The organism is Aromatoleum toluolicum, from assembly GCF_012911005.2.
Classification (GTDB): domain Bacteria; phylum Pseudomonadota; class Gammaproteobacteria; order Burkholderiales; family Rhodocyclaceae; genus Aromatoleum; species Aromatoleum toluolicum.
This window is the reverse complement of the sequence record NZ_WTVS01000016.1, coordinates 1-25,463: the sequence shown is the minus strand read 5'-3', so window position 1 is coordinate 25,463 and position 25,463 is coordinate 1. Positions and strand designations below refer to the sequence as shown.

Sequence of the window (25,463 nt, the reverse complement as noted above, 5' to 3'; positions counted from 1 at the left end):
GCCCCCGCCGTGATCAGCGACCCGGAATACGGAGGTCGATGCGGCCGTCGCGCATCGGGGGGCACCAGTAATAACCGCCCGTCACGGGCTGGCTGAAGCGGAACAGCGCATCGACGATGCCGTCGTCGAGCCCCGCCATGCGGCGCAGTTGCGCTTCGAATGCGTCGACGGAATGTCCGAAGGCGAGGAACACGAGTCCGGACTGCGCACCGTCGGTCCACGGCATGGAGCGCCGCACCACGAAGGCTTCGGGGTCGAAGCTCTCCTGCGCGGTGCGCTTCACGTGGGAGGATTCCGGCGCGTCCTCCAGTTCCTGGTTGTCGCTCTTGCGCCGGCCCATGATGTGGTCCTGCTCGTTCCCGGGCAGGCGTTCGAAATGATCGAGATCGTGCCGCCAGTGCTGAACCGCCGCGAAGCTTCCGCCCAACAGCGAGTCTGCTCCGGTCGAGGTGAAGGCGACGGCGAGCGCCTCGTCGCCCTCGGGGTTCTCGGTGCCGTCCTCGTACCCGGTCAGGTCCAGCCCCTTGCCGTAGCGGAAGGCTTCCGTCGCCAGCACGAGGCGTAGGGCCGGTGCGAGGGCCGCCTCGATGCGGCGGCCGCGGTGCAAGAGTTCGCCGCGATCGTCGCCGCGCAACCAGCACCACAGGCCATGCTGGGTCGAGGGGATGTCGACCGGGCTGCCGCTCAGCGTCGGGAAAGGGCGCAGGCCGTCCATACGCCCCCCTGCGGCACGAACGAGCGATTCGCCGAGGCCGACGACGGTCGCGTCGCCGTCGGCGAGCGGCGCGATGCGGTTCAGCGCATTGGGCAGTTCGGTGACCGAGTCGAGGGCGAAGAACAGGTGGCGCGCCAACGCTGGCACGGCCTTCAGGATTCCGGCTTGGTGCCGGCTCGTGTCGTGGGTCGTCTCGGGGGTCATGTCAGCTCCCGGTGGATCAAGGAAAGAAGGGGCGGCCCTGTCGGTGACGCAGGCGCGCGCATGCAGACGGCAAGAGTAGCGCATTCGCCTGCCCGCCTGTAAGCGGGGCGGGCCCTGCCGATTGCATGAGCGATGTCCGGCTGCGATTGCCTATCGATGCAGCACGAAACGAATTTCCTGTCGGGTTAAGGACTTGTGAGCGTCATCCAGCAGCGGCTCACAGGGTTATCCACATTCGCTGGGGACAACTCGGGTTACTTCCACATCGAACGCATCTTCTCGGCGAGGTCGAATGCGATGCGGCGCGATTCCGCCGTCGGGCGGGGGGCGGCCGCGGGCGGCGGCCACGAGGTCTGCTCGAAGCTTTCCAGGATCCGGTTCGGGATGAAACGCGTCCGGCTGGCGTACACGTGACGGTCGCCATGACCGGGCTGCTGTGACACATGGAAGCGCTGCGGCACGATCAGGTCGAGCGCATCCTTCGCCCGCGTCATCGCGACGTACAGCAGGCGGCGCTCCTCTTCGATCTCGCTGCTGCTGCCGGTCGCGAGGTCCGAGGGCAGGCAGCCGTCGACCGCGTTCAGCAGCGTCACCGCGGACCATTCCTGCCCCTTCGCCGAGTGGATGGTGGACAGGATCAGGTAGTCCTCGTCGAGCAGCGGGATGCCCGCTTCGTCGCTCGTCGCGCTGGGCGGGTCGAGCGTGAGTTCGGTGAGGAAGCGTTCGAGGTTCGGGTAGGTCGCCGCGATCCGTGCGAGCTGTTCGATGTCGCCAGCGCGGATCGCTGCATCGTCGTACAGGCGAGCCATCTCGCCTACATACCACTGGCAGATCGGTTCGAGGCTCGCAGGCCATGTGGCGGCGGCGACCGATTCCAGCAGGGCAGCGAAGGCCGTCCACGCGCCGCGTGCCGCATCCGGGACGGGCTGCTCTGCAAGCAGGAGGCAGCCGGGCGTGGCGCCGGCGATGTTGTCGAGCACCCGCCCGGCGGTCTTCGGGCCGATGCCGGCGTGAAGCTGGATGGCGCGGAAACCCGACACGCGGTCGCGCGGATTGATGGCCCAGCGCAGCACGGCGAGCACGTCCTTGACGTGTGCCGCTTCGAGGAACTTGAGCCCGCCGAATTTCACGAAGGGGATGTTGCGGCGGGTGAGTTCGACCTCGAGGCGGGCGCTGTGATGCGACGCGCGGAAGAGCACGGCCTGCGATTTGAGGCGCACACCTTCCTCGCGGCGCGCGAGGACCGATTCGACGACGCAGGCCGCCTGGTCCGCGTCGTCCCGTACCGCGATCAGGCGCGGTTTCTGCGCCCCTGCGCGCTCGGTCCACAAGTCCTTGGTGAAGCGTTCGCTTGCGAGGGCGATGACGGCGTTCGCCGCGCCGAGGATGGGCTGGGTCGAGCGGTAGTTGCGGTCGAGCGTGATCTGGTGGGCCGGCGGGTCGAAATGGGCGGGGAAGTCGAGGATGTTGCGCACCGTCGCGCCGCGGAAGGCGTAGATGGCCTGCGCGTCGTCGCCGACGACGGTGAGGCCGCGTCCGTCGGGCTTCATCGCGAGCAGGATGGAGGCCTGCAGGCGGTTGGTGTCCTGGTATTCGTCCACGAGCACGTGGGAGAAGCGCGTGCCGATTTCCGTCGCGAGCTCGGCGTCGGTGATCATTTGCGCCCAGTAGAGCAGCAGGTCGTCGTAATCGAGGACTTGCTGCGCCTGCTTGGCCTCGACGTAGGCAAGAAAGAGGCGTTTGAGGTCGGCCTCCCACTCGCTGCACCACGGGAAGGACTGCTGCAACACCTCGCCGAGCGGCGCCTGGGTGTTGACCGCGGAGGAGTAGATCGCGAGGCACGTTCCCTTCATCGGGAAGCGCTTCGACTTCGCGGAGAGCCCGAGTTCGTGCCGCACGAGGTTCATCAGGTCGCCTGAGTCCTCGCGGTCGTGGATCGTGAATCCCGGTTCGAGCCCGATGCGGCCGGCGAACTCGCGCAGCAGGCGGGCGCCGACGCCGTGAAAGGTTCCGGACCACTCGAGGGACGCACCGGCGAGCCGCGGACGGGACTTCGCCAGTTGTGCGACGATGCGCGTGACGCGGCGGTTCATTTCGTCGGCAGCGCGGCGCGAAAAGGTCAGCAGCAGGATGCGGCCGGGATCTGCACCGCTGGCCAGCAAGTGCGCGACGCGGTGGGCGAGCGTGCTGGTCTTGCCCGAACCGGCGCCGGCGATCACCAGAAGCGGGTGGTTATGTTCGGCGGAGTCGGGCTCGGTGCCGAAAAGAACGGCCGCACGCTGTGCTTCGTTGAGGTGATCCAGATAGGCGACCGGATCCGCGGTCTCCATCGCGTTCGCCGTCTTCATCGGCATTCCGGCACCGCGCCCGTTCCGGACCGGACGAGCGCGACGGAGGCCCCCTCGATCTCGCCGTCGCTCGCGGAGGACCGCTGCAGCCACGGCGGAATGCGTGGTGCGTCGCGTAGCGCGAAGAACACCGCTTCATCGCAGGCCGGACAGATGCGGTATTCCGCGAGGTCGCTGTAAGCGCGCTCCATCGCGTGCGGATTCAGGGAAGCGTGGCAGTGGGGGCAAATGAATCGGGCAGACATGGCGTGATCCTTCTGAGCTGGAACTATATACAGTATTCAGGCAGATGCAAACCCCGCATCGAACGCGCCCCAGGCGGTGCTCGCCTCGTCGGTCACGAGTTGCCGCCGGACGTGGGATTAATGCAAACCCGGCGCAAGGCGGCGTGGGCGGGAGGGTATTCCGCGGTGGGTGCGCGGCGCTGGAGAGGCGTGTAAGATTCCCGGCTTCGGGCATTCATCCAGCCATCATTTCCCGCCCCGCCAACGTGCCCACGACCGTCGCCAATCGCCTCGTTCCCGCTTTCTTTCGTTGGCTCTCGTGGCTGGCGGCAGCGGCGGTGTTGGTTGCAGGCACAGCGGTCGGCCTGGTGCTCGGCTCGCTCGACGCTTCACGGGCGCTGAGCGAGGCGCGCAGCCGCACGATCGCCGAACTCGCCAGGGTGCAGGCGCAACTCGACGGGGTGCTCAAGCAGGCGATCGTCGGCGGTGACGGCATCGTCCATCTGATCCAGCATCAGGGCGACCTGCCGCCCCATCTGTTCGATGCGATGGCGAAGCAGACCATCGCCGACCAGCGGCTGATCCGCAACATCGCCTACGCCCCCGACAACGTGATTGCGCGCCTGTATCCGCTGGAGGGGAACGAGAAGGCGCTGGGCATCGACTACCGCAGCATCCCGGAGCAGTGGGCGACCGTTGAAAGGGCGATGAAGTCCGGAATGCCCGTGCTGTCCGGACCGGTGACGCTCGTGCAGGGCGGGCGTGCGGTGATCATCCGCGCGCCGGTGGTGCTGCGCGAGGACGGCATCAGCGGTCGCAGTGGCTATTGGGGCTCCGTGTCCATCGTCGGCAACATCGAGGCCATCCTGGCCGACGGCGGGGTCACGGGGTCGCACGCGCTGCGCATCGCCGTCCGCGGCAAGGACGGGCGCGGCGACGACGGCGATCTGGTCGGTGGCGATCCGGGGGTATTCGAGGACGAACCGGTCAGGACGCGCTTGGGCGTGCCCGGCGGCTACTGGGTGCTGGCGGCGACGCCGATGGAAGGCTGGCCGCGGATGGCGGCGTTCGAGTCGAAGTATTTCGTCATCGCCGTTCTGAACTCGCTCCTGCTCGCATGGCTGGCGAATCTGCTCGTCGCGCGCGTGACGGAGCGCAAGCGCTCGCACGATGCGCTGCAGCTCGCGTCGACGATCGTCGAATCCACGGCCGACGGCGTGGTCGTGACTGACCCGCGCGGGCACATCATCGCCACCAACCCGGCATTCACCGAGATCACGGGGTATTCGGCCGACGAGGTCAGGGGGCGCACGCCGAGCATCCTCAAATCCGACCGCCAGGAGGAGGACTTCTACGGCCAGCTATGGACGTCCATCCTGACCGCGGGGGAGTGGCAGGGCGAGATCTGGAACCGGCGCAAGTCGGGCGAGGTGTATCCGGAGTGGCTCACGATCAGCGCGGTGCGCGGCGCGGGCGGGGAGATCCGCAACTTCGTCGGCGTGTTCTCGGACATCTCGGCGATCAAGCGCACGCAGGCCGATCTCGAGCGGCTGGCGCATTTCGATCCGCTCACCTCGCTGCCCAACCGCGTGCTGTTCCACGACCGCATGCAGCATGCACTCGATCGCGCACAGCGCTATGGCCATCGGGTCGGCGTGCTGCTGCTCGACCTGGATGGTTTCAAGACCATCAACGACAGCCTCGGGCATCCGGTCGGCGACCAGTTGCTGCAGCTCGTCGCGGCCCGGCTCGGCACCTGCGTGCGCGTCGAGGACACCGTTGCGCGGCTCGGCGGCGACGAGTTCGCGGTGATCCTGTCGGAGCTCGGCGATGGCGCCGATGCGGTCGAGGTCATCCGCCGCATCCTCGCCGCGATCCAGGTGCCTTTCGAGATGGCAGGCGGCACCGGGATGGTGACCAGCAGCATCGGCGTGGCGGTGTTCCCCGACGACGGGCCGAACGTCACCGAACTGATCCGCAACGCCGACGCCGCGATGTACGAGGCGAAGGGGGCGGGGCGCAACACCTATCGCTTCTATCAGCGCAACATGACCGCCGAGGCGCAGAAGCGCCTGCACACGGAGAGCGCCTTGCGCCGCGCCATCGACCGCAACGAGTTCGAGGTGTGGTTCCAGCCGCAGTTCAGCCTCGAGGACGGTGCCTACCTCGGTGCGGAGGCGCTCGTGCGCTGGCGCGACCCGGAGCGCGGACTGGTTCCGCCGGGCGACTTCATTCCCCTTGCAGAGCGCAGCGGGCTCGTGATCCCGCTGGGCGAGCAGGTGCTCGAGCAGGTCGGTGCGGCGGCGCGCCGCTGGCTCGACGAGGGGCTGGAGATCGGGCGGCTCGGGGTCAACGTGGCGGGGCCGCAGATCGACCGCAGCGACATCGTGGCAACGCTGCGTGCGGTGATCGAGCGCTGGCGCCTGCCGCCCTCGGTGTTCGAGATCGAGATTACCGAAACCGTGATCATGGAGAACCCCGATCACGGCCGCCGTGTCCTCAACGACATCATGGCGCTGGGGATCACCACCGCCATTGACGATTTCGGCACGGGCTATTCGTCGCTGGCGTACCTGAAGCGGCTACCCATCGGCACGATCAAGCTCGACCGCGCCTTCGTGAACGATCTGCCGGACGATCCGTCCGATATCGCGATCAGCCGCGCAGTCATCGCGCTGGGACACAGCCTCGGGTTCAAGGTCATCGCCGAAGGCATCGAGACGGAAGCGCAGCGCCGCTTCCTGCGCGGGGAAGGATGCGACGAGGGGCAGGGCTACCTGTTCGCGCGGCCCATGCCCGCGGCGGAATTCGGCCAGTGGCTGCGGGCGCTGTCGACGCTCACGTCGTGACGGGCTGCTCCTGCAGCATCAGGCGCACGGCGAGGATTCCGGGCTCCTCCGAAGCCCTGACGGTGAAGCCGAACACTTTTAGCAGCTTCAGCATCGGTTCATTTTCCGCCATGACTTCGCCTGCGAGCACCTGCAGGCCGCGCTCGCGGCCGTAGCGGATCACCTTCTTGAGCAGTGTCGTGCCGAGGCCGTGGCCCTTCATGTCGGAGCGCACCAGGATTGAGAACTCCGCCGTGTGGTTGTCGGGGTCGGCCACGGCGCGAACCACGCCCAGGGTTTCCGGGCGGTCCGAGCTGTCCCGCCCGCTGGCGATGAAGGCCATTTCGCGGTCGTAGTCGATCTGCGTCAGTCGCGCCATTTCGCTGCGCGGCAGGGTTCCGATGTAGTGGAAAAAGCGGAACAGGATGTCCTCGGGCGTCACGCGCGAGAGGAAGTCGTAATGCGTGGCTTCGTCTTCGGGACGGATGGGGCGCAGGACGATCTGACGCCCGTCGCGCAGCTTGGCCGGTTCGGCGAGGTCTTCAGGGTAGGGGCGGATCGACAGCCGCTGCGGATTCGGCGGTGCCGTCGAAATCTGGATATGCGCATCGACCGCGAGAACGCCCTGCTCGTCGACGAACATCGGGTTGATGTCGAGTTCCTCGATCTCGGGGATGTCGACGATCAGCTGCGAGATGCGGGTCAGCATCACGGCGACGGCGTCGCGATTGGCGGCCGGGTGGTTGTGGTAGGCGTCGAGCAGGCCTGCGGCCCGGCTGCGGTTGATGAGGTCGTGCGCGAGCGGCAGGTTGAGCGGCGGCAGGCCGATGGCGAGGTTGCGGTACACCTCCAATCCCCGTCCGCCCTCGCCGAAGACGATCATCGGCCCGAACAGCGGGTCGGTCACCACGCCGACGATCAGTTGCCGGGTATGGGCGCGCGTTTCCATCGGCTGCACGGCGAAGCCGCTGATCCTGATGTCGGGCCGCGCGGCCGCAACGCGCACGAGCATGGCCTGCGCGGCCGACTCGGCGGCCTCCGGGGTCTCTAGATCGAGCGCAACACCGCCCACTTCCCACTTGCGGCGGATGTCGCGGGACATGACGGTGACCGCGACCGGCATGCCGAGCTCGGTGGCGATCGCGGAGACGTCCTGCGGCGTCGCCGCCAGATAGGTCTGCACGACCGGGATCTCGTACGCCGCCAGGATGTGCTTGGCTTCCGGCTCGGTCAGGCGCGTGCGGTCTTCTGCGACGGCCTTGCGCACCACGGTGCGTGCGCCCTCGACATCGGGACGGAAGTTCTCCGACGTGGAGGGCGGCGCCTGCATCAGCACTTCGCGGGTGTGCCGGTGATTGACCATGTGCAGGAAGGCGCGCGTGGCGTTTTCCGGCGTGTCGAAGGTGGCGATGCCCGAATCCGCGAACAGCTTGCGCTCGGCTGCGGCGGTCTCGTCGCCGATCCAGCACGTCAGGAGGTTGCCGCCGACGCTGCGGATGGTCTTGATCGCCGCTTCGGCGATCTCCATGCTGGGAGTGAGGGCGTTGGGCGTATGGATCACCAGGATCGCGTCGCCGTCCTGCTCCTCGCAGAGGACCTTCAGCACGTCCTCGTAGCGCTTGGGCGGCGCGTCGACACGGATCGCGATCGGGTTGCGCCCGTTCCAGTCGGGTGGCAGCAGGCGGCGAAGGCGGGCGAGCGTGTTGGGGTAGAGGTCCGGCAGCGCGTAGCCGCCCAGGTGCAGGCTGTCTTCGGCCATGATGCCCGCGCCGCCGCCATTGCTGACGACGACAAGGCGGTCGCCGTGGATCGGGCGCGAACGCACGACGGTCTCGACGGCGCCGAACAGCTCGTTGAGGTGATCGACGCGCAGGATGCCGGCGCGGCGTAGCACCGCGTCGGCGACGTCGTCGCTGCCGATCAGGCCGGGGCTGTCGAGGAACAGCGGGTCGCCGATGCCCGCCAAGGCACGCTGCGCGCGTCCGGCCTTGATCGCCACCACCGGCTTGTTGCGGGCCGCGGCACGTGCGGCCGCCATGAAGCTGCGGCGTTCGCGGATCGATTCGATGTACATCAGGATCGCGCGCGTGCCGGGATCGCTGCCGAGGAAGTCGAGCACTTCGCCGAAGCCGATGTCGAGCGCCTCGCCGAGCGACACGAAGTGCGAGAAACCGATCTTCCTCGGCTGCGCCCAGTCGAGCACCATCGTTCCAACGGCGTCGGACTGCGAGACGAAGCCGATGTTGCCCGACAGCCCACCGACCTGCGAGAAGGTCGCGTTCAGGCCTGCCTGCGGCACCATCACGCCGAGCGTGCTACCCCCGAGGATACGGATGCCGTGACGGCGGGCGATCTCGAGGATCGTCACGTCGAGCGGCCGTCCGTCCGTTCCCAGCGTGGTGCCGAGCTGGCTCGCCGTGACAATGGCCGCGCGCGTGCCGCGTTCGCCGAGCTGGTCGAGGATGCCCGGGATGGCGGATGGCGGGGTGCAGATGATCGCGAGGTCCGGTGTGCGTGGCAGGGCTGCGACATTCGGATAGGTCAGCACCCCGGCGACGGCGTCGCGCTTGGGGTTGACCGGCATGATCGCACCACCGAATCCGCCGGCCAGCAGGTTGCGCATGACGACGCTGCCGATGCGGCGGGGCCGGGCGCTGGCGCCGATCACTGCGATCGACTGCGGATTGAAGAGGCTCTGCAGGTATCGGAAGCTCATGGTCTGGGAGGGCGTCGGGTCTGTCGGTGGCGGTCAGCGCACGCGCTGCCAGAGCATCGCGTGCGTCACGATGTACTGGTACTTGCGCGCGTGCTCGCGGATCACGAGGGGCATTTCGGTTTCGCGTCGGAGTTCGAAGCCGTCGGCGTCGAGCAGGGCCTTCAGGGTGTCGGCGCTGCGCACGGCGCGCTCGGCGTCCATGTAGCCGCCCAGCCAGGCGCCGCGCGGCGTGAACTGTTCGAGCCAGGTGTAGGGCGACAGGATGGCGACGACGCCGCCGGTGCGCACCAATCCGCGCGGCCCGCCGAGTCGGCCGAGCAGCGACTTCGGACTCGGGAGGCGGCACAGCAGGTTGGCGAGCAGCACCGCATCGTAATCCATGAGCTCGGCGGGCAGCGAGCAGGCGTCGGCCTGGCGGAACGCGACGCGGCTGCGGTCGATGGCCGGATCGACGCGTGCCTGCAGCGGGTGGCCGAGCTCGCCTTCGTCGCGGCAGGTGTATTCGAGGACGCCTTTTTCGCGCAGCGTGTCGGCCGCGTCGATGAAGGAGCGGCTCAGGTCTATGCCGAGCACCTCGCGGAACACGCTCGCGAGTTCGAAGCTCGCGCCGCCGACTGCGCAGCCCACGTCGAGGGCCCGGCCCGCCGTGATGCCGAGTTCGTGTGCGCCGTCGATCAGCCAGCGTGCCGAACGCAGCGGGAACTGGCAGGCGTCGCGCGGCCCCGATTCGTGCGGCATCTGCTCTTGTGGGCTGCCGTAGTGCAGCAGCAGGTACTCGCTGGTGATCCCCGCGTTCTCGTAGGCCCTGCCCGGCGCATCGGCAGCATCGAGACGCACGGCGCCGCCGTCATGGGCGGCCTGCACGACGCGGAATCCCGCATGCTGGAAGAAGTGCGGGCGGAAGTGGAAGCGCGACCACACGCTCGCCTCGTCACCGGTCGAGATCCAAGAGCCGCCGAGGATCATCTGGTGCTCGCCGTCGTAGCACGGGCTGCTGAAATCGTCGTAGTAGGGGTGGACCTCGGCGCCGGGCAGCGGATTGAACTGGTCGCCCAGCCATTGCCACACGTTGCCGAAGACGTCGTGGAAGCCCCTCGCGGTCGGCCTGCCCCCATTGACGGGGGTGGAAGAGCCGCAGCCGAGATTGAGATTGAGGCCGCGTTCGTGCATCAGAGCCGCGCCACTCATGTTCATCACCGGGTCGTCGGCGATGGCGCCGATCCGGTCGCGCAGGGCATGGTGCTCCGCTTCGCTCGGCAGGCGACAGGGCTGGCCCCGCCGGGCGCTCAGCCACGCGCAGTAGGCGCTCGCCTCGTGCCAGTTGACCTCGGCAGGCCAGTCCCAGCGCATGCCGATTTCCTCGAACAGCGTGCGCAGGCGGAAGCGGTGGGATCCGGCAGGTCCGTCGGGTACCCAGAAGGTCGGCCACTTGATGTTGCGGTAGGTGCGCCAGGACCAGCCCGTGTCGGACCACCATTCGTGCTCGCGGTAGCCACCGTCGGTGACGAACTGCCAGAACTCGCCGTTGCTTACGAGGCCGCGGGCGGCGCGGAAAGGCTGCACGTCGACGCTGCGGCTGCCGTATTCGTTGTCCCAGCCGTAGGTGGGCCAGTCGGCGGGTTTGCCGAGCTGCAGCCGCGCGGCACCGACGGGCAGGAGATCCATTTCCGGATAGTCGCGTCCGGGAAGCGGAGGAAAGGCGGCAGGGCTCGTCGCGGAGGGATGCAGGGGCGCCCATCCCGCGGGCCTGCGCACGAGGCGCAGCGGCAGCTCGTGGATCAGAACGGACGAGGTTTCGAGATGGATGCGTTCGTGTTCGAAGCCCATGAACAGCGCCCACAGCGGATCGCCCTGCTTGATCGGCGGGTGGCCGTCGGCGAGGCCCGGATGCTCGTCGATGACGCGCCGAACCAGCGCGTACACCGCCTTGCGGTAGGCGTGGGCCTCGTCGAACGCGGGCCAGCGCATCGCGTTCTTCGACATGTCGTCCCAGCGCATCTCGTCGACGCCGGTTTCGAAGATGCGCTCGAAGTAGGGGTTGAGCGGCGCGGGAATCAGTCCGGCCACGCGCAGCTTGTTGACGTAGAGCGCCGGGGGGTGGCAGTAATAAAACACCATCGGATGCCGCAGACGGTGATACGGGGGGCGGTAGAAGGCCTCTTCACCGATCAGCCCGGAGAACAGCAGCTCGGTGAGCGTCCAGCCGTTGTCGAAATAGGCGCGGACTTCGTCGCGCGTGCAGGTCGCCAGGTTAGGCAGCGGCAGCGAGGTGAGCGTGCCGTCCGCCGTCCAGCCCGGGCAGCGCTCGGGCGTAAGGGCGGTCCACCAGTCTGGGGGGCGCACGGGGCCGAGACGATCGTCGAAACGCCCCTCGAGATTCTGTCGCCAGCTTTCGTCGGTCAGGTCGTCTGTCATCTCGGATCGCCCTCGGTACGCATTCGCCATCGTGTGGAGACCCCGCAGAGCCCCATCGGACGAGGATAACCCCGGAGCAGGCCACTCGCAAACGGCCGTCGCTGTCTGTGGCGAGCCTTCGTCCATGCGGGTTGGGTGAGGCATGAGTGGCGGACGTGATCTAAAGTGAAGTCACCGATGGGCGTATCCATTCGTGGCGGACGGACGCCGGTTCGAGGAGACAGCGATGGAACAGCGGAAACTTGCACTGATCGTCGGCGCCGGGCCGGGGCTCGGCCGCTCGCTCGCGCGCCGTTTCGGCGCTGCGGAGATGAATGTCGCGCTTGCAGCGCGTAATCTCGATCGGCTGGAGAACCTCAGCGTGGAATGTGCCGGCATCGGTCGCGGCGCCCATGCCTACCGCTGCGATGCCGGGCGCGAGGAGGATGTCCAGACGCTGTTCCGGGCGGTACGCAGCGACTATGGATGCCCGGATGTCGTGGTGTACAACGCGGGCGCCTTCGTTGCGCGCGGCATCGTGGAGACCAGTGCGGAAGAGTTCGAACGCTGCTGGCGAGTGGGCTGCTTGGGCGGCTTCCTTGTCGGGCGCGAGGCGGCGCGGGCGATGCTGGAGCGCGTCGGTCAAGGCGGCCCCGGCGGGACCATCCTGTTTACCGGAGCCACCGCCAGCCTGCGCGGGAGCGCCGGGTTCCACAACCTCGCGGTCGGCAAGTTCGGCCTGCGTGCGCTGGCGCAGAGCATGGCGCGCGAGCTGCAGCCCAAGGGCATCCACGTGGCGCACGTGTTGATCGACGGCCGGATCCGGCCAGCGAGCGTCGTCGAGCATACCGATGCGCACGATGGCGACGCGCTGCTCGACCCGGACGCGATCGCCGAGGCCTATTTCCAGCTGTACCGGCAGCCGCGCAGCGCCTGGACGCAGGAGCTCGACCTGCGGCCATGGGTGGAGCGGTTCTGAGCACTCGCACGACCGCCTCGCGGTCAGTGTCGGATAGTCGGTGTCGCACTCGGCACCCGCCAGTCTCGAAGCGGTCGGTGGGTGCGGCGAAGGCGGACGGCGAGGCCCTTCCGGGGCGCCTTGCAACTTGTCCGGCGGTGTGTGAAGATTCGCCCCTTGTCATCTTTCGATGACTTTGTAACTGCATGTTTTGTAATGAAAAACGTGCAAAATGGCGAGATTGCGGGAACTGCCGGAATCGCCGTCTTTCCCGTGCAGAACGTCTTCCTTTCCGGTTGCGATCCGCGCCTGCCCTGCAGGCAGTGCGAGCACCGGATCGCACGGGGCCTCCGACTGCTGTCGTTCGTGCCGGGGATCGTTTGCCCCGGGTGCAGGAAAGCTTGATGTGCTGATGAGTCTGGTTCGCGGTTTGTCCCTGGCATACATGCCGACGTCGTCTGTCCGGCAGTGCTCGCAGCAGTGGTGGGATGATGTGCTTGGCGTCGCGATCCTCGGGGACGGCGAAGCGGGCTTCGTGCCGAACGGAGTTCCGCTCGCCCGTGTGGCGACGCCCGTGCTCGCGGGCCCGCAGGCCATATGTGAGGTCTGGCGCGCCGGTGGGCCGGTGAGGGCGGGCGCGCGCGGACGAGTGCGCTATCGCTGCAGCGAGACGATGCTGTTCGGTGCCATCGAACTCGACGAGCGCGCCATGCCTGCAGGAATGGAGGGAGTTTCGGTGCTGCAGCGGGCCACCGCGGCTGTGTACCGGGAGGTGTTCGCGCTGCTCGATGAGGCCGGATATCCGGCGCTCTTCCGTGCCTGGAACTACTTCCCGGCAATCAATGCGGTGGCAGACGGCAGCGAGCGCTACTGGCAGTTCAACGCCGGCCGCCAGGAGGCGTTCGGCGCCGGCGGCCGCAGTACGACCGGCCGAGTTCCGGCCGCATGTGCCCTCGGTTCGGCGCACGGTCCATTCACGCTGTATTTCATCGCACTGCGCGAAGCGCCGCTGGCCATCGAGAATCCGCGCCAGGTCTGCGCGTATCATTACCCCGAGCAATACGGCCCGCGCAGCCCGACCTTCGCTCGCGCGAGCCTGGCGCTGTCGCAGACGCCGCCGGTGCTGTTCGTGTCGGGCACGGCGAGCATCGTCGGGCACAAGACGCTGCACCCGGGCGACGTGGTCGCGCAGACCGCGGAATCCTTCCGCAACATTGCCGCGGTGCTTGCCGAGGCGCGGCGGGCAGATCCGGCGGGTAGCGGGCTCGATTCGAGGGATCTTGCCTACAAGGTCTACGTGCGCTATCCGGGCGATCTCGGTGCCGTGCGGGCCTGTTTCCGCGAGCACGTCGGCGATGCGGTGCCGGTGGTGTTCGTGCAGGCCGATGTGTGCCGCGACGACCTGCTTGTCGAGATCGAGGCCTCGGGCGGGCATGCGATGGAGGATGGCCGATGAGGGCGACTGATGAAGGGACGGAGAGCGGGTTGCTGCGGCGTGGAGCGCTCGCCGCGCTGCTGGCGCTCGCGTCCCTTCCGGTCGTCGCAGCGGCCGCGGAGAAGCCGCTGTGGGAACTCGGTGCGGGCCTGACGGTGTTGCAGTTTCCCGCCTACCGCGGTTCGGACGAGGACCGGGTGTTCCTGCTCCCGCTGCCCTATGTCGTCTATCGCGGCGAATTCCTGAAGGCGGATCGACAGGGGATCCGTGGCACCTTCTTCGACAGCGACCGCGTCGAACTGAACCTCAGTCTCGGTGCGTCTCCGCCGGTCAGCAGCGATCGCGTGAAGGCACGCGAGGGCATGCCCGACCTGAAGCCGACGGTCGAGATCGGCCCTTCGCTCGATGTCCGGCTGTGGCGTTCGGCGGATGAACGCTTGCGACTGCGCACGCGGCTGCCGCTGCGTGCAGGTTTCACCGTGGAAGGCAGCCCCGAGTCGACAGGCTGGCAGTTCACGCCCCAGCTCAACCTGGACTGGCATGATCCGGCCGGGATGAACGGCTGGACGCTCGGCCTCGTCGCGGGGCCGGTGTATGGCGACCGGCGGCAGCACCGCTATTTCTACACGGTCGAGGCCAACGAGGCGACGCCGCTGCGCCCGGCCTACGACGCCCGCGGCGGCTACGGCGGAACGCAGGTGCTGGCCGCACTGTGGAAGCGCTATCCGGGTTGGTGGATCGGCGGTTTCGTGCGCTACGACAGCCTCGCCGGCGCGATGTTCGAGGACAGCCCGCTGGTCAAGCGCAAGGACTATGTGGCCGCGGGCTTCGCGGTAACCTGGGTGCTGGGCGAATCCTCGCGTCGGGTCGACGCCGATGAATAAGGGCGGGCCGATGCGGGACGGGCCGACGACGCGGCCGGGCCTGCTGCGGCGCCTGCACGAGTATGTGCTGCTCTACCTTGGGCTGGGCTACCTCGGTGCGATCTGCCTACTGTGGACGCCCCTCGCGATGGTGCTGCATCCGGTGCTGCCGGCTCATGCCGGACGGCGGCTCGGGCGCTTCGTCATCAACCAGGGGTTCAAGAGCTATATCGGTTTCCTGACGCTCATCGGTGCATGCCGTTTCGACCTGTCCGCACTGGACAAGCTACGTGGCCAGGGACCGCTGATCCTCGCGCCCAACCACCCGAGCCTGCTTGACGCGGTGATGGTGATCTCGCGCCTGCCCGACGTCGCCTGCATCATGAAGGCGGGCCTCATGGACAACATCTTCCTCGGCGCCGGCGCGCGGCTCGCCCGATACATCCGCAACGATTCGCCGGTGCGCATGGTGGGCAGCGCGACCAGCGACCTCTCTGCGGGCAGCTTCCTTCTGGTATTTCCCGAGGGCACGCGCACGACGCGCATGCCCGTCAACCCACTGATGAGCAGCATCGGACTGATTTCGCGGCGCGCCGGCGTGCCGGTGCAGACGATTTTTATCGAAACGGATTCGCCCTACCTGTGCAAGGGCTGGCCCCTTTTCCGCAAGCCGGAAATGCCCGTCGTATATCGCGTGCGCCTTGGGCGGCGCTTTGATCCGCCGTCCAGCGTGCAGCCCTTCATGGCCGAACTCGAGCGCTATTTCGTTGCCGAACTCGAAGATGCAGTTCTACCGCGACCGCCGGAAAGGGACGGTGGCACAATGTCGTCGTCCACGATCTGAACCCAGTTTCTCATGCTGCCATGACGTCCCACCAGGTCACCCGTCCGAAATCCGCGCCGCTACCCAGTCCGGTAGAGGCTCCCACTGCCACGCACCTGGTGCTAATCCCGAGCTACAACCCGGGACCTAAGGTGTTCGAGACGGTGCGCGCCGCGCGCCACGAGTGGATGCCCGTATGGGTCGTCGTCGACGGCAGCACGGACGGCTCCACCGACGGGCTGCGGCGCATGGCGGAAGGCGACCCCGGGCTGCGCGTGATCGTGCTGCCGAAGAACTCGGGCAAGGGGGCAGCGGTGCTGCACGGCATCGAGCAGGCGGCGAAGCAGGGCTTCACGCACGTACTGACGATGGACTCGGATGGCCAGCATCCTGCGGAACTGATTCCGGACTTCATGGCGGCGTCTGCGGCGCAACCGGATGCGATGGTGCTGGGCTTGCCGGTCTTCGACGCCAGCGCCCCGGCGCTGCGTGTACGCGGGCGCAAGTTGTCGAACTGGTGGGCGAACCTTGAGACACTGTGGATGGGGATCGGTGATTCGCTGTTCGGCTTCCGCGTCTACCCGATCGCTCCGCTGGCCAAGGTGATGCACGGCCACCGCTGGATGCGCCGCTTCGATTTCGATCCCGAGGCCGTGGTGCGCATGGCCTGGCTCGGGGTGCGGCCGGTGAACCTTCCGGCGCCGGTGAAGTACTTCCGCGTCGACGAAGGCGGGGTGTCGCATTTCAACTACGCGCGCGACAACCTGCTGCTGACGTGGATGCACACGCGGCTGTTCTGCGGCTTCCTTGTGCGTCTGCCGATGCTGCTCGCGCGGCGCTTCAGATCATCCCGCCGTTGATCGAGATCACCTGGCCGCTGATGTAGGCCGCCTGGGAGGATGCGAGGAAACCCACCAGGTCGGCGACCTCTTCGGGCTTTCCGGCGCGCTTCATCGGCACCATGCGTGCGATCGTCTCCGCGTCGAAGGCGTCCTCACTCATCGCGGTGTCGATGATGCCGGGGGCCACGACATTCACCGTGATGCCCCGGCTCGCGAGTTCCTGCGCGAGCGACTTGCTTGCCGAATGCAGGGCGCCCTTCGCCGCAGCGTAGTTCGTTTGGCCACGGTTGCCGGTGATCGCCGCCACTGACGATATCGTGATGATGCGCCCCCAGCGGGTGCGTATCATCGGCATCGTGAGCGGTTGGGTGACGTTGAAGAAGCCGTTCAGCGACACGTCGATGACGCGCTGCCACTGGTCGGCGCGCATGCCGGGGAACACCGCGTCGTCGTGGATGCCGGCATTGTTCACGAGGATCTGCAGCGGACCATCCGCGCCGATCGCCTCGAGCGCGGCGGCGGTGGCCGCGGCGTCGGTGACGTCGAACGCGATCGCTTCCGCACTGCCGCCCGCGCCGCGGATCTCCGCGGCAAGCGCTTCGGCCTTGTCGGCGTTGCGGTTGGCGTGGATGAAGACGTGATGGCCGTCGCGGGCGAGGCGGCGGCAGATTGCCGCGCCGATCGCGCCGCTTCCGCCGGTGACGAGTGCGCGCTTCATGACTGGTTCCCGCTGAGACCGCCGGCGCCGAGGGCGCCCGCGTCGAGAATCACCGCGGCGCGGCCGGAAACGAGCACTCGCCCGTCCGCGGCGACGGTCAAGGAATAGAGGATCTGGTTGTCGTTGCCGGTGATGCGTTCGGCGCGGATGTCGAGATCGGCCGCGACGGTGTCTAGCCGTTCGACCGCGATCTCGACGCCGCGCACGCTCGCGAGGAAACCCGCGCGCGGGGTCTCGCCCGGCGTTGCGAGCAGGGCGCCGTGCACGGCCATCGCCTGTGCGGCGTACTCGATGGCGCTCGTCGCCGGCAGGCCGCGATCGTCGCGCAACGGGTTGTCGGCGTCGCGGTGGCTCGTCGCGCGGCAGCGGATCGCGTCGGCGTCCCAGGCGTCGACGCCAGCGAGCAGGCACATGTTGCCCTGGTGCGGGATGCGCGCGGCGATGCCTTTGCGGTCGAGCGTCACGGGTTCGGTCATGCCGCGTAATCGACCGCGAGGCGGACGTGGTCCAGATAGTCGAGGACGATCCGGCCCGCGCGGCGCCCGGCAATCGCGCCCAGCAGGGGCAGGCTGCGCGCGGCGGGGATCGCGCATCGCAGGGTGTCGAGCGCGGAATCCGGCAGGGTGTCGGCGGGGGCGTCGGTCAGGCTCGCGGCGATGCGTCCGCAGCTCTCTGCTTCCCGCTCGGGCGTCAGCAGCAGCGCGACGCCGAAGGCGTCGGGGATGGGGCGCGCCGCCCGCAGCGGTTCGGGGTAGTCGGCGTCGTAGGCGAGCAGCAGGCAGGGCGCGCGCTCGACCTGGACCTGCGCGAGGGCCTCGAGGAGGCCCGCGCCGAAGCTGGCGTCGTAGGCGCATAGCACTGCCGACGCGGCGGTCGCGCCGGTGGCGATGCCCCAGTAGCCGGCGGCGGCGTTATGCACCGAATTGTGAAAACGCGTCGGCGAGATCTGGCGGTCGTCCGATGCGAGGGTTTCGCAGATCTGATGGCAATTGACGCCGTCGCCGCCGGAGGAGGAGAAGACGGTCGCGAACCCGGACGGATCCACGCCGGCAGCAGTCGTCGCCTGCAGGCCGATTCCCAGGGCGAGCTTCACTACCCGCACCGCACGACGGCGTTCGGCCGGCGGCAGTTGCTCGGGGGCGTTGAGCACGGTCTTTTCGGGCTGCCACTCAGCCTTGCCCAGCAGGATCGCGGCGCAGGCCGGCCAGTCGGACATGCCGGGCCCGATGAGGCCGATGCTGCGGATCCAGGCCGCGGGCGGGTTGGTCATGGTCGGACTCATGCTGGGCAGCCAAGGATGAGGCTGCAGTTCGTGCCGCCGAATCCGAACGAGTTGCTGAGAACACGTCGCACCGTCTGGTGGCGCGTGGCGAGTACGTAGTCGAGCCCCGCTTCGGGATCGGTGGTGCCGGCTCCCGCCGGAATGAAGCCGTCGCGGATCGCGAGCGCGGCGATCACGGCCTCGACGCCCCCGGCGGCGCCGAGGGTGTGACCGGTTGCGCCCTTGGTGGAGCTGCAGGGCGTCGCATCGCCGAAGAGCCCCGTCACGGCCTTGCCTTCGGCGGCGTCATTGCTCGGCGTCGCCGTGCCGTGGAGGTTGATGTAGTCGATGTCGCGCGCAGTCAGGCCGGCGCGTGCCAGCGCGGCGTCCATCGCCTGACGGGCGCCGCGACCCTCCGGATGCGGCGAGGACATGTGGTAGGCGTCGCTCGATTCGCCATAACCGAGCAGGAGGATCGCGTCCGGCGGAAGTGGAACCGCCGTCCGTTCCACCAGGGCGAAGGCGGCTCCTTCGCCGATCGAGATGCCGTCGCGGGCGCGATCGAAGGGGCGGCAGGCCTGCGAGGAGGTGAGCTCCAGCGAATTGAAGCCGTACAGCGTCGTGAGGCACAGCGAGTCAACGCCGCCGACGAGGGCCGCGTCGATCAGACCGCTCGCGATCATGCGTGCGGCGGAGGCGAACACCTTGGCGCTCGACGAGCAGGCGGACGAGACGACCACGGCGGGTCCCTTCAGTCCGAACCAGTGCAGCACGAAATCGGCCAGCGAGAAGGTGTTGTGCGTGCCGGCGTAGTTGAAGTCGGCCGGCAGCGCTCCGGTGTCCGCTGCGCGCCGGCGGTAGGCGAGTTCGGTCTCGAGGATGCCGGAGGTGCTCGTGCCAAGGAACACGCCGACGCGATCGGCACCATAGCGGGACATCGCCGTGCGAACGGAGTCGGCGAAACCGTCCTGCACGAGGCCGAGTTGCGCAAGCCGGTTGTTGCGACAGTCGAAGCGCGCCAGCGCCGCAGGGAGCCGGTCGTCGTCGGTGCCCTCGACCTCGCCGGTCCATGTCTGCAGCGAGACGGTCTCGAAATCACAGGGCTTGAGCCCGGACCGGCCGGCGAGCATGGCTTCGCGCAGCGGCGCCAGCCCGTGCCCGAGGCAGGACGTGGCGGTGTAGGCGGAAATCAGCAGCGGATGCACTTTGACTCGCAATTGCACGAAGGAGGGCTATTCTAGCAAAGTGCGCGATGGCGGCTGTGCTCGCTCTGCGTTCGGGATGTGGTTGCACGGGCCGCGTATCGGTCAGCGACTGTTTTGGTTTGCGAAACAGTATTTCATTCGATGCGCGCTATTTCGGCGTGCTGCATCCCCATAAACTGCGGCGACCCGATTGAAACAGCATACGGACGGATTCATGGACAAACTGACCGCGATGAACGTCTTCCGCACGGTCATCGATTGTGGCTCGTTCACCCGGGCGTCGGCCAAGCTCGCCATTTCAACCACCACCGCATCGCGTCACGTGGCGGACCTGGAGCAGTCGCTTGGCGTGTCGCTGCTTCACCGCAGCACGCGCAAGATCAGCCTGACCGAACCCGGTACGATGTATTACGAGCGCTGTTGCACGCATCTGGACGAAATCGCCGCGACGGAACTTGCCGTATCCGCCGACACTGCCACACTTGGAGGCTGCCTGCGCATCAGCGTCCCGTACTCCTTCAGCAACGCCTTCCTTGCCCGGCATTTCTCACGGTTCGTCGAATCCCATCCGGCGCTCAAGACGGAGATCCGCTTTTCCGACCGGATCGTCGATCTCGCCCAGGAGGGTGTCGATCTGGCGGTGCGCATCACGCGCAATGTTTCGGGGATGTATGTCGCGCGACGCCTCGCCGTGATCCGCACGGCGCTGTGTGCGAGTCCGGAGTATCTGGCGCGCGCCGGCGTCCCGGAGAAGCCCGACGAACTGGTGCGCCACAGCTGTCTCTTGTACACCAATCTTGCGTCCGGCAACGGGTGGACGCTGCGCAGGGGTGGGCAGGAGATCGTCGTTCCGGTGAACGGCACGTTCCGCTCCAACAACGGCGACATGAACCGCATCGCCGCGCTCGCGGGGCGGGGCATCATCTGCGAACCGACATTCATCGTCGGTGACGACCTGCGTGCCGGCCGCCTCGTGCGTGTACTGCCCGACTACGAAACGATCCCCAATCTGGCCCACGCGGTGTTCCTGCCGGCCGGCCGCAATACGGCGCGCATACGGGCCTTGCTGGACTTCCTGGTGGCGCTGTTCGAGGAGGAATTTCCGGCCTTCGATCCTGCCATGTGAGCACAAGCCCCAGGCTAATGCGCAAGACCCCGGCTTGCCGGGGCCTTGCACTCGGCACGTCGGACTCCGGCCCTACATGCGGTACTGCCAGAACACGCCCAGCACGTTGACGTTGTAGTCCTCCGGGGTGGCGCCGAGGTACAGCTTCTGGCCGATCAGCTGGTTGCCGTCGAGGCCGGTGTAGTGCCAGTCCTCGACGTTGCGCTTCTCCCAGCGATGGAACAGTCGCACCGAATTGTTCTTGTCCAGGTCATGCACGATGCTCGTTTCGAGCACCTGCAGGCGGTACTTCATGTCGGCAAACTCGTCGCCCGCAACCGCCGCGGTCTGAGTCTCCCTGGTGCCGCTGCCCACCGTCGCCGCCTGTGCATTGCCGTAGCCGTACTTCTGCTTGCTCGACGACCACATGTAGCTGTAGCGGCTTTCCAGGCGGACCCAGCCGAAGTTGTGCGTGAAGCCGGCGCCGAGCGCGTGGTTGAGGTCGTCGGTGCTGGCGTTCCACGCGCCGGCCAGCGGATACATGTTGTCGACGCCGGTATGGGAACTGGCGCGTGTGCCGCTCACGCCCTGGTTGATGTTGCGCTGGCTCATCTCGCCGGTCTGGAAGGAGTACCACGTGAAGAAACTGCTGCCCGGTGCGGGCGTGTAGTTCCATTCCGCATTCGCGGTGCTGAGTTTCTCGTCGCCGGTGCGGCCGTAGTCGCTGTCGAGGTAGTCGCTCCGCTTGTGCTGCAAGGACAGCATCGCGTCCATGTCCGAGCGCAGCATGTAGTTCCAGCGCAGGTTGATGAGGTTCTGGCGGCGATCGGCGATATCGAACTTGCGCAGTTCGGCGAGGGTGTGCACGGGCACGGCACCGGTGTAGTCGTCGCGCGAGCTGGTGTAGAAGTGTTCGTAGATGTCGTAGCGGTATTCGCTGCCGCGACGATCGCCGATCTCCCACGACGCGCGCAGCATCGATTGTTCGAAGGCGCGGGTGTTGAAAGTGAGCTTGAGACGGTCCTCGGTGGTGTTCTTGACTTCGCGGTACGGGCGCTCGGTTTCCTCCCTTTCCCAGGTTGCGCCGACCTGGCTCTGGCGGCCGAGGCGGTAGTCGGCGCCAAGTCCTCCCGTCCAGCGCGTGTAGCTGGTCGGAATGCTCAGGTAGTGGATGTTGTTAGTGCCGTTGTAGAAGCCGAACGCCGCGCCAAAGACGCCCGGCAGCGCGTAATCCAGCGCCGGATAGCCGATCTTGCCGGTGGCCGGATCGATGGCGGTATAGCGCGTGCGGTTGTCTTCGTCGTAGTAGCGCAGCTTGGCGCGCACGGTGAGGTCGTCCGCGGGTTGCAGAGACAGGCCGAGGTCGGCGAGGCGCGTGTCGATCCTCGCGTCGGCCTTCAGACGGCTGAGCACGCCTGTCGTGTCGTAGCCGGCGATTGCGCTGGCGTAGGTCGTCGCCACGCCGGCGGCATTGATGCCGTCGTTGATGGTCGGCGGAAGCAGATCGTCGTTCTGGCGCATGCTGCCGAAGGCGACGGTCGCGCTGATCTGCCCGTTCAGCGGCAGCATGCGAGCGTAGTCGGCCTTGATGTTGTACGCCTCGTTGTCCGGGCTGAGGGCGAAACGGCCTTTTTCCCAGCTGGTCGAGTTCGTCGTTCCGGCCGCGCCGAAGTTGATCGAGAAGGGATTTTCCCAGGTCAGGGATTTGTTGTCGTTGCGAAACAGCGAACTCGACAGGGTGAGGTTCAGGCGGTCCTTCTCGCCGACGTAGCGCAGGCCCGTGAGGAACTCGTGGGTCGTATAGTCGATCGGTTCGACCGTCTCGTTGACTGCCCCCAGGACGTTGCTGCCGACCGGATTTGCCGCAGAACGGCGGATGAAGTCGAAGAGGAAGCCGCCACCGAAGGGGCGCTCGCCTTCGCGCCGTTCGTTCGTGTAGCTGAAGAAGCCGGTGAGCCGCTCGTTGATCGGCGCGTCCATGCGCAGGCCGATCTTCTGCCGGTCGACGCTCAACGTCGTTTCGCGGGCATTCGCCACTGCCGCTTGCAGTGCGGCGTAACTGGCCGGATCCGACTGAGTATGGGTCCCGGCGGCGAGGCCGGCGGGCAGGGTCAGCTTATCGGTCCCGACACCGTTCCACAGAGGTCTCGCGTTGGTCGAGAAGATATGTGGCGTGTCATTGAGAAAAAGCGAGAACTTGATGCCGTTGTATCGCCCGGCCTCAAAACCGTAGTACTGGTCGTCCCGGTCGACGCCGCCGCCGCGCAGTCGCAGATAAAGGGCAGCGTCCGGCTTCTCTGCGCTGACGTTGAAACTGTTGATCAGTGCGCCGTTCTTCCAGTCCGCGTACTCGCGGAAGCCGGCGGCCTTGGTGTCGGCCTTGCCTCCGGTGTAGCCCGCTTCAACGCTGCCCGAGTATTGCCAGCCGCCGCTGCCTTCGACGTAAGCGGGTGATACCGGCGGGTATTGGTAGAGCTGCGCGCTCGGTGTATGCGAGGGGCCCTTGCCGCCCATCACGGCGGAGAAGCCTTGCGGGTCCGTGTAGCGCGTGGTGTCGCCGCCACCGGGGGCGGCCGCGTTGCCGAGCACGGTGTCGACGCCGGCTGCGGAGTCGGCGCGCGCGGGGCCGGTACCCATCATCGCGAGCATCGCGACGATGGGGAGCAGGACGAATTCCTTGTTTTTCATGATCGTTGTTCCTCAGTCTCGTTAGCGATGCATCCGTGCGCCAGCCGGGTGGTTCGAGCCATGGACCTGCGCATGACACGTCGAGCAGCCGCGGCCGGTCACGCGTTCGTCAGGCAGCGTGCCGCTGGCGGTATTGGCCTGCGTGAGGAGGTTGTTCTGGTGTGTCGTGTGCGTGTGGCACTGCTGGCACAGGAAGGGGCGTGGGGTCGTCAGCAGCTTTTCCTGGTTCGAGCCGTGCGGGCTGTGGCAGTTGAGGCAGCTTTCGCGCACCGGGGCGTGTTCCCAGACGAAGGGGCCGCGCTTCTCCTGGTGGCAGCTGTAGCAGAGCTGGTTGACCGAATCTGCCTTGAGCAGCGGCTTCGTCGGCGAGCCGTGCGGGTTATGGCAATCGACGCAGGACATCTTCCCTTCGGGCAAGGGCATGTGCGAGCGCTTGCGGAACTCCATGCGCTGCTGCTGATGGCAGCTGTAGCAGGTCTCGGAAATGCTGTTGGCCTTCTGCAGGCCGGTGGCCGAGAACTTCGCCATCGGGTTGTGGCAGTCCGTGCAGGCCAGGCCGCTGGTCTGGTGCGTAGACGAGCGCCAGAAGATGCGCTGATTGCCGTCATGGCACTGCAGACATACCGCGTTGCTCTGGTCTGGCCCGTTGTTGTTGGCCGCCTCACCCGGTTTCGTCGCCTCGCGCGTGAAGCCGACGATCAGGGACTTGTCCTTTTGTTGCTCGCCAGCTTTCGTCGATTCGCGCGTGAAGCTGACGATGAGCGACTTGTCCATGTAGTTTTCGTTGGCGTGGCGCGAGCCGGGCCCGTGGCAGGCCTCGCAGCCGCGGCGCTCGAGATCGTTCTTCGGATTGAGGCGGAAAGCCTTGGCGTGAGTGGTGTGCGAGAACTTGTCGTTCTCGACGGTGTGGCATGCGAGGCAGCGCTCTTCACCGATGTATTCCGCGCCTTCGGCAAAGCGGATCAGCGGGGCGTTGGCCGCGCTGGCCGGCAGTACGGCCGCCTGCGCGAGGCCTACGCCGAGATGGATGAGCAGCAGGCCCGCCGTGAGGCGGACGCCGCGACTTGCGAAAAGCCGCGTGAATCGTGTTCCCGTTTTCATTGAACCCCCGATAGGCTGACCAGGCAGATCCGGATGGATACGCTTTGTTACATGCCTGGCGTCGGGCGGATTCTCGTGAATTCGGAGGTGCGGAAAAATGAAGCGCAGCGAAAGGGTATCCCCCGCAATTCGGGATGATCGGGGGATGCCCTTACATGCTGTCGTGGTGCTCCGGCCATTGGCCGTGGTGACGGGCGGGTGCCGTGCTTACGGGATGGCATGCTCGAGGGTGACCGGTATCAGGCCCGAAGCCCGGCATCCGTCGAGCACCCGTGGGAGCGCTTCGAGGATCACCGCCCGCCCGCACGACGTGCGCGCGGCGTTGCCGTCGTGCAGCAGCAGGATGTCGCCGCTGCGCATCTTCCCGTCGCGGCCGTCGAGCAGCCGGGACGCAACCGCATCGGCGTCGCCGTTGCGGGTGTCATACGCCCGGCGGGTCCACGATGCGAGTTGCAGGTCGAGCCGGGCGAGGACGGGTTCCAGGAAGGGGTTGCGCAGGCCTGCCGGCGCGCGGAAAAAGCGCGGTGTCCGCCCGCAGACTTCCGCGATGGTGTCCTGCGCGGCGCCGATCTCGCGGACGAGCCAGCGCGGGCCGTGCAGCGAGAAGGTCTTGAGGTGGTGTTCGCTGTGGTTCTCGACGGCGTGGCCGCGGGCGACGATCTCTCGGGCGAGCGCCGGATGTTCGCGCACGAGCCGGCCGATGACGAAGAAGGTTGCCCGGGCGCGATGGGCATCGAGGAGATCAAGCACACGCGGCGTGACGTCCGGATCGGGGCCGTCGTCTATCGTCAGCGCGATCTCGCCCCGCGCGGCCGCGGTGCCGGGCAGCCGGGTCCAGTTCGTCCCGAGCAGCGAGCAGCGCGGCAGCAGCCCTGCCGCGGTGAGCAGGCCGTGGTTGGCAGCGACGGCGCCCGCTGCCCACGGCCACGCTTCGGGGCGCAGGGCGACGCCTGCCGCTGCGGCGGCGTGAAGCGCGGCCGAAAAGCCGATCAGTGCGCCGGGGTGCCAGGGGCGGGGCATGGGGACGAGCGGGCG

General features: G+C 67.4%; 19 protein-coding genes. 7 read left to right on the top strand and 12 right to left on the bottom strand.

Annotated features, from left to right (window positions below; genetic code table 11):
- Positions 1 to 13: 13 nt before the first annotated feature.
- The 3 genes from GPA27_RS09390 to GPA27_RS09380 all read right to left on the bottom strand — a co-directional run bounded on the left by GPA27_RS09390 (position 14) and on the right by GPA27_RS09380 (position 3,512).
- Positions 14 to 919 carry a Dyp-type peroxidase gene (locus GPA27_RS09390; RefSeq protein WP_169139829.1) on the bottom strand — a complete coding sequence of 302 codons (906 nt, stop codon included), beginning with the start codon at positions 917 to 919 and terminating at the stop codon, positions 14 to 16.
- 254 nt (positions 920 to 1,173) lie between these two features.
- Complete coding sequence (locus GPA27_RS09385) at positions 1,174 to 3,267, bottom strand: ATP-dependent helicase (protein ID WP_169139827.1); 2,094 nt, start codon at positions 3,265 to 3,267, stop codon at positions 1,174 to 1,176.
- Positions 3,264 to 3,512 (bottom strand): hypothetical protein, encoded by a 249-nt coding sequence (locus tag GPA27_RS09380; protein ID WP_169139825.1) that lies wholly within the window; start codon positions 3,510 to 3,512, stop codon positions 3,264 to 3,266. Before GPA27_RS09380 ends, GPA27_RS09385 begins: the two co-directional genes overlap by 4 nt.
- 245 nt (positions 3,513 to 3,757) lie before the next feature.
- Between GPA27_RS09380 and GPA27_RS09375 the strand changes: the two genes are divergently transcribed.
- Positions 3,758 to 6,340 (top strand): bifunctional diguanylate cyclase/phosphodiesterase, encoded by a 2,583-nt coding sequence (locus GPA27_RS09375; RefSeq protein WP_169139823.1) that lies wholly within the window; start codon positions 3,758 to 3,760, stop codon positions 6,338 to 6,340.
- On the opposite strand, the gene GPA27_RS09370 is transcribed toward GPA27_RS09375, so the two are convergent.
- Together GPA27_RS09370 and ovoA are read right to left on the bottom strand one after the other, a co-directional pair.
- Positions 6,330 to 9,035, bottom strand: a complete 2,706-nt coding sequence (locus GPA27_RS09370; RefSeq protein ID WP_169139821.1) for a bifunctional acetate--CoA ligase family protein/GNAT family N-acetyltransferase — start codon at positions 9,033 to 9,035, stop codon at positions 6,330 to 6,332. The genes GPA27_RS09375 and GPA27_RS09370 overlap by 11 nt on opposite strands.
- A 33-nt stretch (positions 9,036 to 9,068) precedes the next feature.
- On the bottom strand, positions 9,069 to 11,450 hold the full coding sequence (ovoA, locus tag GPA27_RS09365) for a 5-histidylcysteine sulfoxide synthase (protein ID WP_169139819.1): 2,382 nt from the start codon (positions 11,448 to 11,450) through the stop codon (positions 9,069 to 9,071).
- Positions 11,451 to 11,676: 226 nt separating this feature from the next.
- On the opposite strand from ovoA, the gene GPA27_RS09360 reads away from it, so the two are divergent.
- The 5 genes from GPA27_RS09360 to GPA27_RS09340 all read left to right on the top strand — a co-directional run bounded on the left by GPA27_RS09360 (position 11,677) and on the right by GPA27_RS09340 (position 16,368).
- On the top strand, positions 11,677 to 12,408 hold the full coding sequence (locus tag GPA27_RS09360) for an SDR family NAD(P)-dependent oxidoreductase (RefSeq protein WP_169139817.1): 732 nt from the start codon (positions 11,677 to 11,679) through the stop codon (positions 12,406 to 12,408).
- A gap of 391 nt (positions 12,409 to 12,799) precedes the next feature.
- Positions 12,800 to 13,843: a chorismate transformation FkbO/Hyg5 family protein gene (locus GPA27_RS09355; protein WP_246261012.1), complete on the top strand. Its 1,044-nt coding sequence runs from the start codon at positions 12,800 to 12,802 to the stop codon at positions 13,841 to 13,843.
- Positions 13,840 to 14,706: a MipA/OmpV family protein gene (locus GPA27_RS09350; RefSeq protein ID WP_169139815.1), complete on the top strand. Its 867-nt coding sequence runs from the start codon at positions 13,840 to 13,842 to the stop codon at positions 14,704 to 14,706. Before GPA27_RS09355 ends, GPA27_RS09350 begins: the two co-directional genes overlap by 4 nt.
- A complete protein-coding gene (locus tag GPA27_RS09345; RefSeq protein ID WP_246261011.1) occupies positions 14,699 to 15,529 on the top strand; it encodes a lysophospholipid acyltransferase family protein in 831 nt (276 codons plus the stop codon). Before GPA27_RS09350 ends, GPA27_RS09345 begins: the two co-directional genes overlap by 8 nt.
- Before the next feature lie 20 nt (positions 15,530 to 15,549).
- Positions 15,550 to 16,368, top strand: coding sequence for a glycosyltransferase family 2 protein (locus tag GPA27_RS09340; protein WP_169139813.1), 819 nt, complete (start codon positions 15,550 to 15,552; stop codon positions 16,366 to 16,368).
- Here the strand turns inward: GPA27_RS09340 and fabG are convergent.
- Genes fabG through GPA27_RS09320 form a run of 4 tightly spaced genes read right to left on the bottom strand, consistent with a single transcriptional unit; the run spans position 16,349 to position 19,552 of the window.
- A complete protein-coding gene (fabG, locus tag GPA27_RS09335) occupies positions 16,349 to 17,068 on the bottom strand; it encodes a 3-oxoacyl-ACP reductase FabG (RefSeq protein WP_169139811.1) in 720 nt (239 codons plus the stop codon). The two genes, GPA27_RS09340 and fabG, sit on opposite strands and share 20 nt — an antisense overlap.
- Complete coding sequence (locus GPA27_RS09330) at positions 17,065 to 17,544, bottom strand: hotdog family protein (protein WP_169139809.1); 480 nt, start codon at positions 17,542 to 17,544, stop codon at positions 17,065 to 17,067. The genes fabG and GPA27_RS09330 overlap by 4 nt, the downstream gene beginning before the upstream one ends.
- Positions 17,541 to 18,338: a beta-ketoacyl synthase chain length factor gene (locus GPA27_RS09325; protein WP_169139807.1), complete on the bottom strand. Its 798-nt coding sequence runs from the start codon at positions 18,336 to 18,338 to the stop codon at positions 17,541 to 17,543. The genes GPA27_RS09330 and GPA27_RS09325 overlap by 4 nt, the downstream gene beginning before the upstream one ends.
- Positions 18,339 to 18,346: 8 nt before the next feature.
- On the bottom strand, positions 18,347 to 19,552 hold the full coding sequence (locus tag GPA27_RS09320; protein ID WP_256222870.1) for a beta-ketoacyl-[acyl-carrier-protein] synthase family protein: 1,206 nt from the start codon (positions 19,550 to 19,552) through the stop codon (positions 18,347 to 18,349).
- A gap of 196 nt (positions 19,553 to 19,748) precedes the next feature.
- On the opposite strand from GPA27_RS09320, the gene GPA27_RS09315 reads away from it, so the two are divergent.
- The gene (locus GPA27_RS09315; RefSeq protein WP_169139805.1) at positions 19,749 to 20,660 is read left to right on the top strand and encodes a LysR family transcriptional regulator; all 912 of its coding nucleotides are present in this window, start codon (positions 19,749 to 19,751) and stop codon (positions 20,658 to 20,660) included.
- A 72-nt stretch (positions 20,661 to 20,732) separates the two neighbouring features.
- On the opposite strand, the gene GPA27_RS09310 is transcribed toward GPA27_RS09315, so the two are convergent.
- From GPA27_RS09310 to GPA27_RS09300, 3 genes are all read right to left on the bottom strand, one after another.
- Complete coding sequence (locus GPA27_RS09310; RefSeq protein ID WP_169139803.1) at positions 20,733 to 23,327, bottom strand: MtrB/PioB family decaheme-associated outer membrane protein; 2,595 nt, start codon at positions 23,325 to 23,327, stop codon at positions 20,733 to 20,735.
- Between the two features lie 21 nt (positions 23,328 to 23,348).
- Complete coding sequence (locus tag GPA27_RS09305) at positions 23,349 to 24,428, bottom strand: DmsE family decaheme c-type cytochrome (protein WP_169139801.1); 1,080 nt, start codon at positions 24,426 to 24,428, stop codon at positions 23,349 to 23,351.
- 207 nt (positions 24,429 to 24,635) lie between these two features.
- The coding region (locus GPA27_RS09300) for a polysaccharide deacetylase family protein (RefSeq protein WP_308446327.1) at positions 24,636 to 25,463 on the bottom strand (828 nt) is incomplete at its 5' end.

Excerpts from the sequence above, each read along its gene's own strand:
- GPA27_RS09385 (WP_169139827.1), bottom strand. The coding sequence starts at position 3,267 with ATGAAGACGGCGAACGCGATGGAGACCGCGGATCCGGTCGCCTATCTG.
- ovoA (WP_169139819.1), bottom strand. The coding sequence starts at position 11,450 with ATGACAGACGACCTGACCGACGAAAGCTGGCGACAGAATCTCGAGGGG.
- GPA27_RS09315 (WP_169139805.1), top strand. The coding sequence starts at position 19,749 with ATGGACAAACTGACCGCGATGAACGTCTTCCGCACGGTCATCGATTGT.
- GPA27_RS09390 (WP_169139829.1), bottom strand. The coding sequence starts at position 919 with ATGACCCCCGAGACGACCCACGACACGAGCCGGCACCAAGCCGGAATC.
- GPA27_RS09370 (WP_169139821.1), bottom strand. The coding sequence starts at position 9,035 with ATGAGCTTCCGATACCTGCAGAGCCTCTTCAATCCGCAGTCGATCGCA.
- GPA27_RS09310 (WP_169139803.1), bottom strand. The coding sequence starts at position 23,327 with ATGAAAAACAAGGAATTCGTCCTGCTCCCCATCGTCGCGATGCTCGCG.
- GPA27_RS09330 (WP_169139809.1), bottom strand. The coding sequence starts at position 17,544 with ATGACCGAACCCGTGACGCTCGACCGCAAAGGCATCGCCGCGCGCATC.
- GPA27_RS09345 (WP_246261011.1), top strand. The coding sequence starts at position 14,699 with ATGAATAAGGGCGGGCCGATGCGGGACGGGCCGACGACGCGGCCGGGC.
- GPA27_RS09325 (WP_169139807.1), bottom strand. The coding sequence starts at position 18,338 with ATGACCAACCCGCCCGCGGCCTGGATCCGCAGCATCGGCCTCATCGGG.
- GPA27_RS09355 (WP_246261012.1), top strand. The coding sequence starts at position 12,800 with ATGAGTCTGGTTCGCGGTTTGTCCCTGGCATACATGCCGACGTCGTCT.
- GPA27_RS09350 (WP_169139815.1), top strand. The coding sequence starts at position 13,840 with ATGAGGGCGACTGATGAAGGGACGGAGAGCGGGTTGCTGCGGCGTGGA.
- GPA27_RS09380 (WP_169139825.1), bottom strand. The coding sequence starts at position 3,512 with ATGTCTGCCCGATTCATTTGCCCCCACTGCCACGCTTCCCTGAATCCG.
- GPA27_RS09305 (WP_169139801.1), bottom strand. The coding sequence starts at position 24,428 with ATGAAAACGGGAACACGATTCACGCGGCTTTTCGCAAGTCGCGGCGTC.
- GPA27_RS09360 (WP_169139817.1), top strand. The coding sequence starts at position 11,677 with ATGGAACAGCGGAAACTTGCACTGATCGTCGGCGCCGGGCCGGGGCTC.
- fabG (WP_169139811.1), bottom strand. The coding sequence starts at position 17,068 with ATGAAGCGCGCACTCGTCACCGGCGGAAGCGGCGCGATCGGCGCGGCA.
- GPA27_RS09340 (WP_169139813.1), top strand. The coding sequence starts at position 15,550 with ATGACGTCCCACCAGGTCACCCGTCCGAAATCCGCGCCGCTACCCAGT.